Below are 13816 nucleotides of genomic sequence, written 5' to 3' on the forward strand. Positions count from 1 at the left end.
AAAATGAACAGTTATACTCACTGGCTTTCCACCTTTGGTATCGATTGATTAGCCTCTGATTTGTCAACTGGTGCCTGATTAGAGGCTGGTGCCTTCTCCTTCTCTGTTTCTTTCTCCTTTGACTTTGCCTTTTCTTTATCCTCAGGATACTCGATACGAGAATGGAATATACCATGTAGAGTCTGACAAATCACCTTAGCTATAATATCTAATTCTTTTAACGTTAAATCACATTCATTAAATTGTCCATCATCCAAACGATCGCGAATAATATTTCGAACCATATTCTCGATTCTCTCAGGAGATGGTTTAGATAATGAACGAACAGCAGCCTCGATGCAATCGGCTATTCCTACAATAGCAGATTCTTTAAATTGAGCTTTCGGCCCTGGATATCTGAAATCACTCTCAGCAATTTCAGACTCAGATTCTTCCTTCGCTTTTAGGTAAAAATATTTTAATAGAGTGGTTCCATGATGCTGTTCTGCAATATCTTGTATTGCTTTAGGAAGACCATACTCTCGAAGCATATCAGCTCCGTCTTTGGCGTGAGCTGTTATGATCGTTTTACTTAATTGGGGAGCAATCTTATCATGCGGATTCCCCATATTCATTTGATTTTCAATAAAAAAGTGAGGTCTCTTTGTTTTTCCTACATCATGATAATAGGCTCCTACCCGTGCAAGAAGACCATTCCCCCCTACTGCTTCGGTGGCGGCTTCAGCTAAGTTGGCTACCATAATACTATGATGATAAGTGCCTGGAGCTTCAATTAATAGCTTTCTTAGTAATGGGTTATTCGGATTAGAAAGCTCAATTAGCTTCATCGAGGATAAGATTCCAAAAGCCGCTTCAAAAAACGGAAGCAACCCTATCGTTAAAACAGAGGCTAACAACCCATTGAGAAAGCCATACAATAAAAATTGAGAAAGCTCAAACCACCCTACAGGAGTATTCTTAAGCAAAGTAACTGTCAAGATTGCCATCATCATGACAATCGAAATGACAAATCCTGCTTGCAGAATCTTTGTTTTGCGTGTTGCTTTTCCTAGAAAGAAGGCTCCCGCTGCTCCACTAAAAATAGTGGCTAAGCCATAGGTGAAATCCATATGACTCGTCGATTCTCCATTCAACAGAACTGCCGCAATAATTCCGAAAATAAAGGAGCTAAAAATCGCCAGTCTTTGATGAATAAGCATGGTAATCAACATGGTTGCGAAAGCGACAGGTGCTAGGAATCCAAATCCTGCATACTCTAGGGTTTGTCCCACACTAATAATTTTCATCACAATCACATTTAAGACAAAAATCATCATATACATCAAAAACTGAGTGTTGTTTTTACGGATCGGAAGGTCTGAGAAGGAAATATAGAAGTAAAGAAAGAGCAAAATTAATCCAATCAGTAAAGCTAGTCCAAACAAAGGGCGTAAATTAGCTGATTCACTTAATAAACCAACTAATCGTATTTTGCGATACGCTTCACCTGTGATCGTTTCTCCTTCTGCTACAATAATTTCGCCTTCACGTATTTCTATATTTCGAACCTTTTCACGTGCATTTTCTCTTGCTAGCTCTGTATCCTCTTGATTGATTAAAAAGTTAGGTACAATGCTGGCAATTGCCATTTCCCTGGAAATGATCCTCAGCTTATTATCCAAGCTGGAAAGGACTAGGGAGTCATTCACTTGTTGAGTAGCCTCTTGAATCCCATTATTGCGATCACTTACACCGTTTTCAAGAATTTCTTGCACAATACTCTTCGTGATTCTTCGTAAGGTTTCAATTTCTTCAGGTGAATAAGTGAGGAATACTTCATAAGCCGCTTCATTAAATTTGTAGGTTGTAATTTCATCTAAGCGCTGAATCCGTTCTTCCTCACTTAGTTCCACGCTATTATTAATTTCCATTATTTTTTGAAACGCTTTATCTAGCTTATCAAGCTGGTTTTTGGTGATGGTATCTTCTTTCGTATAGATTGGTTTCACTTCACGCGCAGCTCGATCTTTTGCTATTTTGGTCGCGTGTTCATCCACAATTGTAATGGGTGAAACAATATCTTTCTCGGCTTTTGAGCCTTCCGTTACTTCTACAATTTCCGGGGTAATATTCCCCACCATGAATAAATAAAGAACGATTCCCAGTGTAATATACAAAAACAAACGTAATAAGGGATGCTCTTTGAATTTATTCCACAGCTTACTTCTTTCATCTAAAGCTAGTTTTCTCCTCATTAATCATCGCCCCCCGAATAGTCAGCATGGTCTATTTGTCTGTCTGTTCAATCTCGTAGGCTTCAATGATCCTTTTGACTAATGGATGTCGGACTACATCTGCTTGTTGCATGTAAATAAAGCTTAGTCCTTTTACAGGCCGCAAAATTCTTTCTGATTCTATTAAACCAGAGCGTTTCCCCTTTGGTAGGTCAATTTGAGTCACATCCCCTGTAATGACCATCTTTGAACCAAAGCCTAATCTGGTTAAAAACATTTTCATCTGCTCAGGAGTTGTATTCTGTGCTTCATCCAAAATAACAAATGAGTCGTCTAGGGTTCTACCTCGCATATAAGCTAGAGGAGCCACCTCAATAATTCCACGCTCAAGGTATTTCGTTACATGCTCAACTCCTAAAATATCGTGTAGTGCATCATAGAGAGGTCTTAAATAGGGATCTACCTTTTCTTGCAGGTCTCCCGGTAAGAATCCAAGATTTTCTCCTGCTTCTACAGCCGGTCTAGTCAATACAATTCTTTTGACCATTCCTCTTTTTAAGAACATGGTAGCTAAGACCACAGCCAGATAGGTCTTTCCCGTCCCAGCAGGTCCAATTCCAAAAACAATATCATTTTTTTGAATGGCAGTAACATAATGTCTTTGCCCTAAGGTTTTTACACGAACGGGTTTTCCTTTTACATTGTTTGTTAATTCCTCTTCAAATAACTCAATTAATTCATCAACTACACCTTGCTTGGCAAGTTGTGTAGCATAAATAATGTCCCTCTCAGATAACTGATAACCAGAACGAATGAGCCTCAATAGAGTTTGGAATAATGCTTGAGCAATTTTAATCGCGGATGAAGAACCAGAAATCGTTACTTCTTCATTACGAATGACCACCTGAATGTCTAACTCCTTCTCAATTTCAGCTAAAAAACGATCTGAGGGTCCAAACAGTTTTTGTGCTTCATCTGTATCTACAACTGGTAGATTAAATTGTTCGATATTTTCCTGCAAAAGCCTCAATCTCCTTGGATAATTAATTGTTCAGATGCGATATCTTCGATCACAGAATAATGCATCTTTATATACACTTTACCATTCTCCAGATGCTTTCGCAAAACATTTTCCTCTTTTATGACTGCTTCTGGCTGTAACTTTCTGTAAAGATTGTTTCTGCTTATTTGTTTCCCTATCTCTAGAGCTTCTTGCTCATTTATTTCTGTTTTCTTTTTTTCTGTTGCAGAAATGGTTTCTTTTGCCCATGTTATAGGAAAAGTCCATCCTTTAATATTCACGCTATAGTCCTGTGTATCTGACGTATGACTGGCAAAGGAAATGGACTCAAATCCCCACACCCTTAGTGAAAGCGGACCTACCTTTACATAGAAACGCTCCAGTGCTTCTCCAGTCAACACTTCTTTTTTCTGAACGAGAGGAACTTCGATATTGCCTTCATACCATACTTCACCCCATACTTTCCCTTGGGCTGACACAATTTGTTGCTGCTTTTCTGTTCCTAGAATTCCCGAAACTAATAGATCGCCCGGCTTCACGTATTGATTTATTTTAACCATTGTTTGTCCCTGCTCCACAAAGTAATCATGGATGATGGCTTTTTTCTTGGCTACCAAATGCCTTGGATTTGTTTTTGTCTGTATTTCAGGTAAGGTTTTTTCTACTACTTTAAGATGGACGGTTGTTCCTTGATATTTATAACCTACCCAAGTTACACTCGGCATTTGCTCCATTAGCTTGCGTTGAATCGTTTGTCCATTTTCTGCCCTAAATTTAAAAGCTCCCGGCTTGACTCCAAGCTGAGCAAGCTCACTTCTTATCGCTTGCTCTGTTTCAGGAAGCTTGACCCCTTCAATTTCAATATTCCAAATCATAGAAGAAAGCATGTACATAATTAGAACAAAACATACGGCGCCTCCAAACAGTCCCCCTCTTCTTCTGACACTTTTAAAGAAAAAGGGAAGTCCTCTTTTTTTTATAATATGGACTCGACAGTCTGTTTCTTTTAACAAAGCACGAAGGTGGAAAAAATGAGGTAAAGCGATGGAGAAACGCGCTTCATCTTCACTGCTTCTTACTAGATTCCAAGCAGCAAAGCGTTGACTCATCATCCTATTAATAAGTCTTTCGATTTTTTTTCCTTTGACTCGAATTATTATGTACCCTTCCCACCAATGAATCATCTCTTTATTCCCCATCGAACTCAACTCCTCTGCTACTTAATTTGGTCTAAGTAATGAACCTCTCGAATAAATCCTTCTAGTAACACTTCTTCAGGCAAGATTTGCCTAATGATTAAATTCTCACCTTTGATTAATAGCTGACCCTTATTACTCAACAAAAGCCGAAGTTCATTTTTATGGAAAACGAGAACGCCTCTATGGTTTTCTACATACATTTGTAATGGACCAATCATGGTAATGCGAGGCATATCCAGTACCACATCTTTGGGTAAATCAAGGACTCCTGCCATCCAACGTTTTAATTTTTGAAGTTTTCTCATTCGACAGCCGCCTCCCTCTCTTATTGATGTTATGCTGTAAAGTAGAGGCATATGCCTTAAAAACGAAAAAAAGTCGCCCAAATCGGACGACTTTTCTTCATTATACAAATTCATTTTTTTATCGATTCGTTCATCTGCGACGCCCTATCATTGCTCTGTTCGAACGATGAGGCTCCTTCGCTCTCGGACTGCCTAAAACCTGTGACCAAATAACCCCTTGCATAACATTAGTAGATTCTACCCGCTTAAAATCAACTAACCCTGGCGGGAGAGCTGAAGCGGGTTTCCTTGCTGAAGAATGCGCTTCATGATTGATTTCACTGGGGTGAGGCTGACGAATAGAATCAGTCGCTCTCTCTCGTGCAGAGTGTTTCTTCTGAGGCGCTTCTTCTCTTTTGATCTCCAGCTTTTCTACCCTCGTAGGCTGTGGTTTGGGTTTTGGATCTAAGAGCTCCTCAACCTTCTCCCAAGGAAACTCCACAGGGAAGGCTGTTGGTTTTGGGTTGGCAGGATGTGTTTCTTGTTTCGGATTTTGACCCTGCCTCTGGCGCTGATTGGGCTTAGTCGGTTCTTCCGTTGGTTTGCGACGAAATAGACCAAGCAATACCCAACCAATTAAGATCACAAAATAAAAGTTTTTAAATATAAACTCGATTATATTCTCCACTGGACATTCCTCCAGTTGATTAATTTATTCTTAGTTTCACACTTCATCATTTCTTTGGATTATTATTATGGTGATCATCTTGATCCGTTACCTTACCAATGGAGGTACGCATGTCGGTATCAGCCATGATATTTTGCAGGTTCATATAATCCATAACACCTAATTTACCAGATCGAAGAGCTTCAGCCATTGCAAGCGGAACTTCTGCTTCTGCTTCCGTTACCTTCGCTCTCATTTCCTCTACTCTGGCTTTCATCTCTTGTTCTGTAGCGACAGCCATTGCACGGCGTTCTTCCGCTTTCGCTTGGGCAATCTTCTTATCTGCTTCAGCTTGATCTGTCTGTAACTCAGCTCCAATATTCTTACCGATGTCCACATCTGCGATATCAATCGATAAGATCTCAAAGGCAGTTCCTGCATCAAGACCTTTATTTAGTACTGTAGTAGAAATCATATCAGGGTTTTCTAATACTTGTTTGTGTAAGTTAGCAGAACCGATCGTTGATACAATCCCTTCCCCTACACGAGCAATAATTGTTTCTTCACCCGCACCACCGACGAGTCGATCAATGTTCGCACGTACTGTAATTCTGGCTTTTGCTTTCACTTCAATTCCATCCATCGCTACACCGGCAATAGAAGGTGTTTCGATCACCTTAGGGTTAACACTCATCTGTACCGCTTCTAATACATCACGACCTGCTAAGTCGATAGCTGCAGCACGCTCAAATGTTAAATCAATATTGGCACGATGAGCTGCAATAAGGGCATTAACCACACGGTCCACATTACCTCCAGCTAAATAGTGACTCTCTAGCTGATTAATGCTTATTTGAAGTCCTGCCTTCCTCGCTTTTACTAAGGGATTAACAACCCTTGCTGGAATAACTCGGCGGAGCTCATTCCGATTAGAGTAAAGATTCCTACTCTTACCCCTGCAGCTAAAGCTGAAATCCACAGCATCACAGGAACAAATGTGAAAAATACTGACAGTGCAATAAATGTGAAAATAATGATGACGATGAAAAACAACACATTTATATCTTGCATTTACCTTCCTCCTCAATTATGTATTTATATTTGAAAGGGCTATGCCCTCAAATAACCATTGTTTTATTTTGTTTCGTCAGTAAGAGTATCAGCGAATGGACTAACAACTATTCGAGTTCCATCAACATAAATAACACGAATCAGTTGATCCTTTTCAATGATTCCACCTTCACTGACTGCATCAAAACGCCTGTCCTCGATTTGGATGGCTCCAGCAGGGCGAAGCTTAGTTAAGGCTCTACCTGTCTTACCCACCAGATCTTTTTTAGATTGAAATCTTTCCTGGCTCTCTTCTTCTTCTAAGCCTTCCTCTAACACAAGTTTCGTCCAGAGTCCTTTTTTGTTCGTGTATTTCAGTAAAATACCCCCAACAATGATGGTGATTAATGTAGCCCAGCCTACTGATTGCAAGCCAACTACATAATCAAAGCTCGCTAAAGTCAGTCCCCCAATAATAGAAACAACACCTAGTATACCAAAGATTCCAAATCCGGGGACAAAAATCTCAATAATGATGAGAATAATTCCTACAATAAAGAGTAGGAGTGACTCCCAGCCAGCAAAGCCAGCAATCATATGTCCAAAAAAGAAAAGTAACAAAGCAGAAACACCAATGGTTCCAGGGATACCAAAACCAGGACTATATAACTCCAGCATAAGCCCTAAACTCCCAAGGGAAAACAAGATAGGCATCACGACTGGACTGGTGACAAATCGGGCTATTTTTTCTGCCACCGTGGTTGCTACCTCCACGATCTTAGCTTGCTCCAATTCTAAGAAATCGATTAACTCAGCTCTTGTATTTACTATCTTTTCGGCATAGCCATATTGAAGAGCATCATTTGCCCCGAAGGTTAAGACCTCACCTTTTTTTACAACACCCTCAATCTCCATGTCGATGTCAACCATGGCTTTCGCGTATTGTGGATCTCTTCCTTTCACACTTGCAGCTTCTGCCATTGCCTGAATCCAATAGGACATTGCCTTAGCCTCTCCTGCGTTCCCAGCAGAGTCTACAACGGTTGCTGCTCCCATCGTTGAACCTGGAGTCATGACAATCTGATCTGCATTTAGAGCGATATAAGCTCCTGCTGAAATTGCTTTTCCACGTACGAAGGCTGTAATGGGAATTTGAGTTTGCTGGAGTAGGTCTCCAATTCCAGCTGCGGCATCAACAGCTCCTCCAAAGGTACTAATCTCCACAATAATATGGTCCGCCCCTGCTTCTTCAGCTTCTTGAAACGCTCTCTCCATAAAAACCTGCAGGCCACGTTCAATGTTACTTTCCACTGGAACCACATAGACTAGTGACTGTTGATTAGTTGCTTGAATCGAAGGCTGTAGTACCGAAAATAAAAATGGAATGAGTAAGGTTATGTAAAAAATAACTCTAAAGCCCTTCATCATCGTCGACCTTTTCATTTTACACCTCCTCTTCTATCTTTATTATACCAATTTTTTATTAATTCAATCGAATCCTCTTTACTGTATACGTTAGTGATCCTAAAAGGTTTCACAGAAAATAAAAAAATCCTGATACCTTTTAATCGGTATCAGGACTTTTTTAAGTTAACAATTGTTGTACAAGTTTATTGACAAGGGCGCCATCTGCTTTACCTTTAACTTTAGGCATCAAAGCACCCATTACCTTACCCATATCTGCTTTGGAGCTAGCTCCAACTTGAGCAATAGTTTCAGCAACAAGCTGACGAATTTCATCTTCACTTAATTGTTGAGGCATATATTTAGTCAATACATTAATTTCCTCTTGTACTCCATCGGCTAAATCGTCACGATCTGCCTTTTGAAACTCTTGGAGGGAATCTCTTCTTTGCTTCATTTCTCGCGTAAGAACAGTTAACATCTCATCCTCAGTCAATTCTCGACCCAGGTTGATTTGTTCATTCTGAAGAGATGATTTCAGCATCCGTATAACGGATAGCTTTTTCTTCTCTTTGTCTTTCATTGCTTGCTTCATATCGGAGTTTAATAATTCTAATAATGACATCCGAAAAAAGACCTCCTAGAATTTACGTTTACGAGCTGCCTCAGATTTCTTTTTGCGCTTCACGCTTGGCTTCTCATAATGCTTACGCTTCTTAATCTCAGCAATAACTCCATCCTTAGAGCAAGAACGCTTGAAGCGGCGAAGTGCTTGATCTAGAGATTCATTTTTACGAACACGAGTTTCTGCCATAATACTTCCCTCCCTCCGCTACAACCATCAAACAAAGTTGCTCTTGCAAATCTGTCAAAGTACATTATATTACACTTAGATATGATTGGTCAACTTTACTCTTTCATTCTTTTACCAACCTAATAAATGATAGTGGAGATGGAACACTTCTTGTCCACCTTTAGCCCCTACATTGACCTGCATTTTCCACCCTTCAAGTCCTAATGCCTTAGCTAAATGCTGAGCTACCTTATGTATATGTGTCACAAGATGCAAATCATCTTCTTCCACATCTGCTAATGTAGGAATTGGTTTCTTAGGAATGATGAGAATATGAACGGGTGCCTGAGGGTTAATATCATGAAAGGCTAGTGTTAATTCATCCTCATGCACAATTGTTGCTGGAAGCTCTTTGCGTATAATTTTACTAAAAATTGTTTCACTCATGTCTTGCACTCCCTCTACCTTTTTCCACATTATAACATGATCTTTCGCTCATCAAAATAGTAAACTCAGACCTTAGCTCAAAAATTAGAAACTTGTTTATCCCAGCCCTCAAAATGAATGCCATATTCCTTTTGTAACGCTCGTATAAATACTTCTACGATCCCAGGGTCAAATTGGGTCCCTGAACAACGTTTTAGCTCCTCTACTGCTTCTGCCATGCTCATTCCTTGTTTGTAGGACCTCCGCGAAGTCATGGCATCAAATGAGTCTGCCACGCACATGATTCGAGCGTGTAATGGAATCTCTTTCCCCTTTAGTCCTAAAGGATAACCCTTTCCGTCCATTCGTTCGTGATGATACCGAATCACAGGAAGGTATTTTTTAAAGAAATGCATGTCCTTGACCAGAAGAAAGCCTTTTTCGGGGTGAGATTTGATGATATCAAATTCTTCTTCGGTTAGTTTCCCCGCTTTATTAATCAGCTCATTCGGTATTTCTATCTTTCCAATATCATGCCATGAAGCAGCCTGCGATAATTCATGAATCTCTTTATTAGACAGCTTCATTTCCTTGCCAATGATGATCGTCCAATTTTTGACACGCTCGGAGTGGGAATGGGTGATAGGATCATAAAGTTTTATCACGTGTAACACAAACTGGGTAAAAGTAGCCATTTCATTATTAAGAATGTATCTGAAATGAATGGTTGGTTTTACAAAAATCATAAGAAAGGTAGAAATCGCCATCCCGATGATTCCAAAATGATGATAAACAAATACATTTATTAAGCCTAAAAAAATGGTGATGCTGCTTGTTTTTAATGTTGCAGAAAAGGCTGAAATGGATTGACTATCAAATCTTTGGTTTTGCAAAAGCATGGCTAAAAATGGTAACCCATTACTTAATACACTGTACATCATCCCAAGAACAATGATATACAGAAAATAAGCAGATGAAAAAATATTAAATTCACCAACAGCAAATCCTTTCTGAGCAAGAATAGCCAGTAACATAACAACCAATCCAGTAGCTGAAACATTAAATACCACTTTAATTAAGCTCTTCCTACTTCGGTTAATCATAAAAAATTCCGTAATCACCCCATAAAGTCCAGCCAATAATGGATCTAGAAATACAATAGCAGGTAAGGAAATTGGAATCGTAATGGATGTGCTGATGCTGTTTTCAATTAAGACAAAGTCTTTATTTAACATAATGCTTAATAAGATAAAGGAAAGAGGGAGAAGAAATAGGTTGGTTACACTTATAACTTCTAAATCTAAAAAACAGTATAGTGATAAAGTGATGAACACAGTAACGATACTGTAGACATACACTCTGACATACCTATTAATAAGAATCCCTCCTTCTTAATTAAATATTGCATAGCATAACAAATTTAAAAAAGTAATATTACCAAGACATTTTGTCTCCAGGAACAACAGTTGTACCTGATTTCTTAAATACTACATTAAGAACCTTTTTCATGAGTTCGCCCTCCCTTAAATGATTTTTACATTCATCTTTAAGTTCGGCTCTGCTCAGGGTTCGTCTCGTCTCTTCTGCTATGCTATGCAAACTGATAACAAAATTAAAGTGTTTCCAGCCTCCGGTTTAGGGCATCTAGTGTTGCTTTTGCCACGGAGGTTAAGAGGTCTTTAGACCTTGTACAAGCTCCGATATAAATACCATCATCTCGCTTGTTTTTATGGGTACAAGTAATGGATACACAAATAATGGGATGCATCCCCATCTCAATTTCCTTTACTTGATTCACTTTTAGTCGATGATCTGGAAGAATTTTCATTAAAGCTTCAGTCGTTGCTTGAGCAATGATATATTCCAGATCTGTTTCAAATTGAAGAGCTTCCACTTTCCCCTCCACAATCTTCTCTTCATGCTGAAGCTGAACAACTCCTTCAATCATCTCAGGTGTTTTAAATACTTGGTATGCAGTCAAAAACTTGATTCTAGGAAAAAAGGTTCTCTCATCTCCACGAATCTCTTCAACAATGCTGATTTTAGTATGGTTCACCCGATAACCCATTTGATTACGGAATACCTCTTCAACATCACGCTTGATTTCTTTCGGATGTCGGTTCCCATTTGAGAACACACCAATAGAAATTACTTCATTTTTATCATTTATATCAATGTGCGCGTCTGAGACATCTTTTAATAATCGCAATCGCTCCACGAGTAAATGCATCTCTACTTTCGACAAAATCCGCACCTCCTGCTTGTTCATAATACCAATTCTACAATTAACGACAAAATCCTCTTTCAAACTCATTGTTTTTTTACAATATTTAAGCTGAATTAAAGGACTTTTTTCCTAACAGATCGAATCATTATCATTATTGTCTTTAAAACGAGATAAATCATAAGTGAAGGGAATAAATGAAATGTTAAGTAAACCAAAAGTTGAGGGAGTGATAGAACAAAAGCATCCTACACTATGGAAAAACAAAAACTTTATTAGGTTATGGCTGGGTCAAACCATTTCACAATTTGGAGATAAGCTCTATTTGTTAGCTTTGCCCTGGCTCGTGTTAGAATTAACAAACTCCGTTTTATCAGCTACGTTAACACTAGCACTGGAAATTGTAACCGAAGTTCTTTTTGCTCCTTTTGTCGGGGTCCTTGTCGATCGCTTCAGTAGGAAGAAGATCATGATTTTTGCTGATTTGATGAGAGGGATATTAATGCTTTCGATTCCACTCCTCTTTGTACTTGATGCCTTATATATCAGTTATATCTATTTAGTAGCTATTGGCCTTTCTCTCTTAACCCTTATCTTTGATTCCTCCTCTCAAGCCTATCTGCCCTCTATTTTGTCGAAAGAGCAGCTTATGGAGGGGAATGCCAAGCTGACCATGATTGCAACCATCATGCGAATGGTAGGTCCCGTGGCGGCTGGAGTAAGTATTAGTGTATGGGGGGCTCATGTAACAATCGGTCTTAATGGGCTCACATTTTTATTATCTTTGTTATTTCTTTTAGGGCTTAGCCATACTCAAACACATTTCAGTTCCAGAAAAGAAAATCAGACCTATCGAGAAATTGTTGATTCCCTAAATCAAGAAATTAAAGAAGGATTCCTTTATTTGATCAAGCATCCTGTCCTCTGGCCGATCACCATCTTTAGTGCCATGATGAATATTAGTATTATGGGAGTCCAAGGATTATTTGTGTTTGAAAGTAAGATTGGACAAGGTGCCAGCTCGGATACAACAGCCATGATTTTCTGGATTAGCGGAATATTCGCCTTTATTGCTTCCTTATTGGTTAAACCGCTGAACCAATATGTAACAAAAGGACAATTGATACGCTTTGGTTCTATCATCGTTGGAATTGCTCTAGGATTGGTTGCCTTGTTTCCTTCCGTCTGGAGCATGATTGTCTGCTTCACCTTGTTATTGGTGGTTGGTCTTTTTGTTAATGTGAGCATGATGACCCTACGCCAAGAGATTGTACCCAATCACCTTCTGGGAAGAGTCATGACCACTACACGGGTTTTAAATCAAGCATTAGCACCACTAGCTATTATCTTAGGAGGGATTCTAGCCAATCAGGTAAGTGTCCAATTTACCTTTGCTATTGCCACGATCATCGTTGGCTTAAATGTATGTTTTGCTTGGTTTGGAAAGATGAAAAAGATAGCCTAAAAGACAGCCTAATCGAAACAAAAGGACTCATTTTTCTCGAGTCCTTTTGTTCTGTATCCTTATTTAATCCCAAATCGTTCATCACATAGAACGCCAAAATCGATTAGGGCTTTATTTCTTCTCTACAGCATGGCCTCCAAATTCGTTCCTCAACGCTGCTACGACTTTACCTGTAAACGTATCATCCTCTAAAGAACGATAACGCATCATTAATGATAAGGCAATTACAGGGGCAGCTGCTTGTAAGTCTAGGGCTGTTTCTACCGTCCATTTTCCTTCTCCAGATGAATGCATAACTCCCTTAATTGAATCAAGCTTGGCATCCTTGGAAAAAGCGCTTTGAGTCAGTTCCATTAGCCAGCCTCGAATAACAGATCCATGACTCCAAACCTTAGCCACATTCTCGTAGTCATATTCATAATCACTCTTAGAAAGAATGTCAAACCCTTCGGCAATGGCTTGCATCATGCCGTACTCAATTCCGTTGTGCACCATCTTCAAGAAATGTCCTGCTCCCGCTGCTCCAGCATAATGATAGCCGTTTTCTACACAAATATCCTTAAATACTTGCTCTACATGAGCAAATGCCTCAGCATCTCCGCCAATCATGGTACAAGCTCCGTGTCTAGCTCCAGCCATTCCCCCACTTGTTCCACAATCTAGGAAATGAATGCCCTTTTCTTTAAATGTATTGTATCTAGCTATGGAAAGCTTATAATGAGAGTTCCCACCCTCAATGACAATATCTCCTGCTGTTAGACCGGCATAGAGCTTATCTAATACATCCTCTGTAATTTCTCCTGCTGGAACCATGACCCAAACTACTTTAGGACTGTCTAGCTTCGCCACGACTTCCTCAATAGAAGATGCTCCAATCGCTCCTTCTTGCTCAGCTTTGGTCACCGCTTCAGAGGAAACATCAAATGCCACGACTTCGTGCTTATGTTCAATTAAATTCAATGTAAGATTATAGCCCATCTTACCTAGACCTATCATTCCAATTTTCATGTTGTACTCCCTTCTTCGATAAAAATCTAAAAGCTTGTCATGCTTATCCTACTCCACTCATA

Annotated in this window: 13 protein-coding genes and 1 pseudogene; 1 reads left to right on the plus strand and 13 read right to left on the minus strand. The window is 39.4% G+C overall.

Annotated elements, in window-relative coordinates:
• Nucleotides 1–17 precede the first annotated feature (17 nt).
• The 12 genes and pseudogenes from JCM10596_RS17280 to JCM10596_RS17340 form a co-directional block, all read right to left on the minus strand.
• Nucleotides 18–2234 (minus strand): HD family phosphohydrolase, encoded by a 2217-nt coding sequence (locus tag JCM10596_RS17280; protein WP_025028206.1) that lies wholly within the window; start codon nt 2232–2234, stop codon nt 18–20.
• 31 nt (nt 2235–2265) lie between these two features.
• Nucleotides 2266–3234 (minus strand): PhoH family protein, encoded by a 969-nt coding sequence (locus JCM10596_RS17285; RefSeq protein ID WP_025028207.1) that lies wholly within the window; start codon nt 3232–3234, stop codon nt 2266–2268.
• A gap of 5 nt (nt 3235–3239) precedes the next feature.
• Nucleotides 3240–4433 carry a sporulation protein YqfD gene (gene yqfD / locus JCM10596_RS17290; protein WP_025028208.1) on the minus strand — a complete coding sequence of 398 codons (1194 nt, stop codon included), beginning with the start codon at nt 4431–4433 and terminating at the stop codon, nt 3240–3242.
• A gap of 17 nt (nt 4434–4450) precedes the next feature.
• Entirely contained in the window at nt 4451–4738 is a 288-nt protein-coding gene (gene yqfC, locus JCM10596_RS17295) for a sporulation protein YqfC (protein ID WP_025028209.1), read from the minus strand.
• A 130-nt stretch (nt 4739–4868) separates the two neighbouring features.
• Nucleotides 4869–5405, minus strand: coding sequence for a hypothetical protein (locus JCM10596_RS17300; RefSeq protein WP_025028210.1), 537 nt, complete (start codon nt 5403–5405; stop codon nt 4869–4871).
• A 46-nt stretch (nt 5406–5451) separates the two neighbouring features.
• A pseudogene (gene floA / locus JCM10596_RS26195) lies at nt 5452–6455 on the minus strand (flotillin-like protein FloA).
• A gap of 63 nt (nt 6456–6518) precedes the next feature.
• Nucleotides 6519–7877: an NfeD family protein gene (locus JCM10596_RS17310; RefSeq protein ID WP_025028211.1), complete on the minus strand. Its 1359-nt coding sequence runs from the start codon at nt 7875–7877 to the stop codon at nt 6519–6521.
• A gap of 142 nt (nt 7878–8019) precedes the next feature.
• A complete protein-coding gene (locus JCM10596_RS17315) occupies nt 8020–8463 on the minus strand; it encodes a GatB/YqeY domain-containing protein (protein ID WP_025028212.1) in 444 nt (147 codons plus the stop codon).
• Between the two features lie 15 nt (nt 8464–8478).
• Nucleotides 8479–8652 carry a 30S ribosomal protein S21 gene (gene rpsU / locus JCM10596_RS17320; protein ID WP_025028213.1) on the minus strand — a complete coding sequence of 58 codons (174 nt, stop codon included), beginning with the start codon at nt 8650–8652 and terminating at the stop codon, nt 8479–8481.
• A gap of 111 nt (nt 8653–8763) precedes the next feature.
• Nucleotides 8764–9078 (minus strand): histidine triad nucleotide-binding protein, encoded by a 315-nt coding sequence (locus tag JCM10596_RS17325; protein ID WP_025028214.1) that lies wholly within the window; start codon nt 9076–9078, stop codon nt 8764–8766.
• 77 nt (nt 9079–9155) lie between these two features.
• Nucleotides 9156–10415, minus strand: a complete 1260-nt coding sequence (locus JCM10596_RS28135; RefSeq protein ID WP_025028215.1) for an HD-GYP domain-containing protein — start codon at nt 10413–10415, stop codon at nt 9156–9158.
• 254 nt (nt 10416–10669) lie between these two features.
• Nucleotides 10670–11302 (minus strand): hypothetical protein, encoded by a 633-nt coding sequence (locus JCM10596_RS17340; protein ID WP_025028216.1) that lies wholly within the window; start codon nt 11300–11302, stop codon nt 10670–10672.
• A 181-nt stretch (nt 11303–11483) separates the two neighbouring features.
• Between JCM10596_RS17340 and JCM10596_RS17345 the strand changes: the two genes are divergently transcribed.
• Nucleotides 11484–12746 carry an MFS transporter gene (locus JCM10596_RS17345; protein ID WP_025028217.1) on the plus strand — a complete coding sequence of 421 codons (1263 nt, stop codon included), beginning with the start codon at nt 11484–11486 and terminating at the stop codon, nt 12744–12746.
• Nucleotides 12747–12857: 111 nt separating this feature from the next.
• Here the strand turns inward: JCM10596_RS17345 and gnd are convergent, their stop codons facing one another.
• Nucleotides 12858–13754: a phosphogluconate dehydrogenase (NAD(+)-dependent, decarboxylating) gene (gene gnd / locus JCM10596_RS17350; protein ID WP_025028218.1), complete on the minus strand. Its 897-nt coding sequence runs from the start codon at nt 13752–13754 to the stop codon at nt 12858–12860.
• Nucleotides 13755–13816 lie beyond the last annotated feature (62 nt).

The sequence above is a fragment of the Caldalkalibacillus mannanilyticus JCM 10596 genome, from assembly GCF_000615945.1.
GTDB classification, from domain to species: Bacteria; Bacillota; Bacilli; order Caldalkalibacillales; family JCM-10596; genus Bacillus_AT; species Bacillus_AT mannanilyticus.

What these genes read in the sequence shown, in the direction of transcription:
- rpsU (WP_025028213.1), bottom strand. Translation starts at nt 8,652, where the DNA reads ATGGCAGAAACTCGTGTTCGTAAAAATGAATCTCTAGATCAAGCACTT.
- JCM10596_RS17315 (WP_025028212.1), bottom strand. Translation starts at nt 8,463, where the DNA reads ATGTCATTATTAGAATTATTAAACTCCGATATGAAGCAAGCAATGAAA.
- yqfD (WP_025028208.1), bottom strand. Translation starts at nt 4,433, where the DNA reads ATGGGGAATAAAGAGATGATTCATTGGTGGGAAGGGTACATAATAATT.
- JCM10596_RS17345 (WP_025028217.1), top strand. Translation starts at nt 11,484, where the DNA reads ATGTTAAGTAAACCAAAAGTTGAGGGAGTGATAGAACAAAAGCATCCT.
- JCM10596_RS17310 (WP_025028211.1), bottom strand. Translation starts at nt 7,877, where the DNA reads ATGAAAAGGTCGACGATGATGAAGGGCTTTAGAGTTATTTTTTACATA.
- gnd (WP_025028218.1), bottom strand. Translation starts at nt 13,754, where the DNA reads ATGAAAATTGGAATGATAGGTCTAGGTAAGATGGGCTATAATCTTACA.
- JCM10596_RS17325 (WP_025028214.1), bottom strand. Translation starts at nt 9,078, where the DNA reads ATGAGTGAAACAATTTTTAGTAAAATTATACGCAAAGAGCTTCCAGCA.
- yqfC (WP_025028209.1), bottom strand. Translation starts at nt 4,738, where the DNA reads ATGAGAAAACTTCAAAAATTAAAACGTTGGATGGCAGGAGTCCTTGAT.
- JCM10596_RS17280 (WP_025028206.1), bottom strand. Translation starts at nt 2,234, where the DNA reads ATGAGGAGAAAACTAGCTTTAGATGAAAGAAGTAAGCTGTGGAATAAA.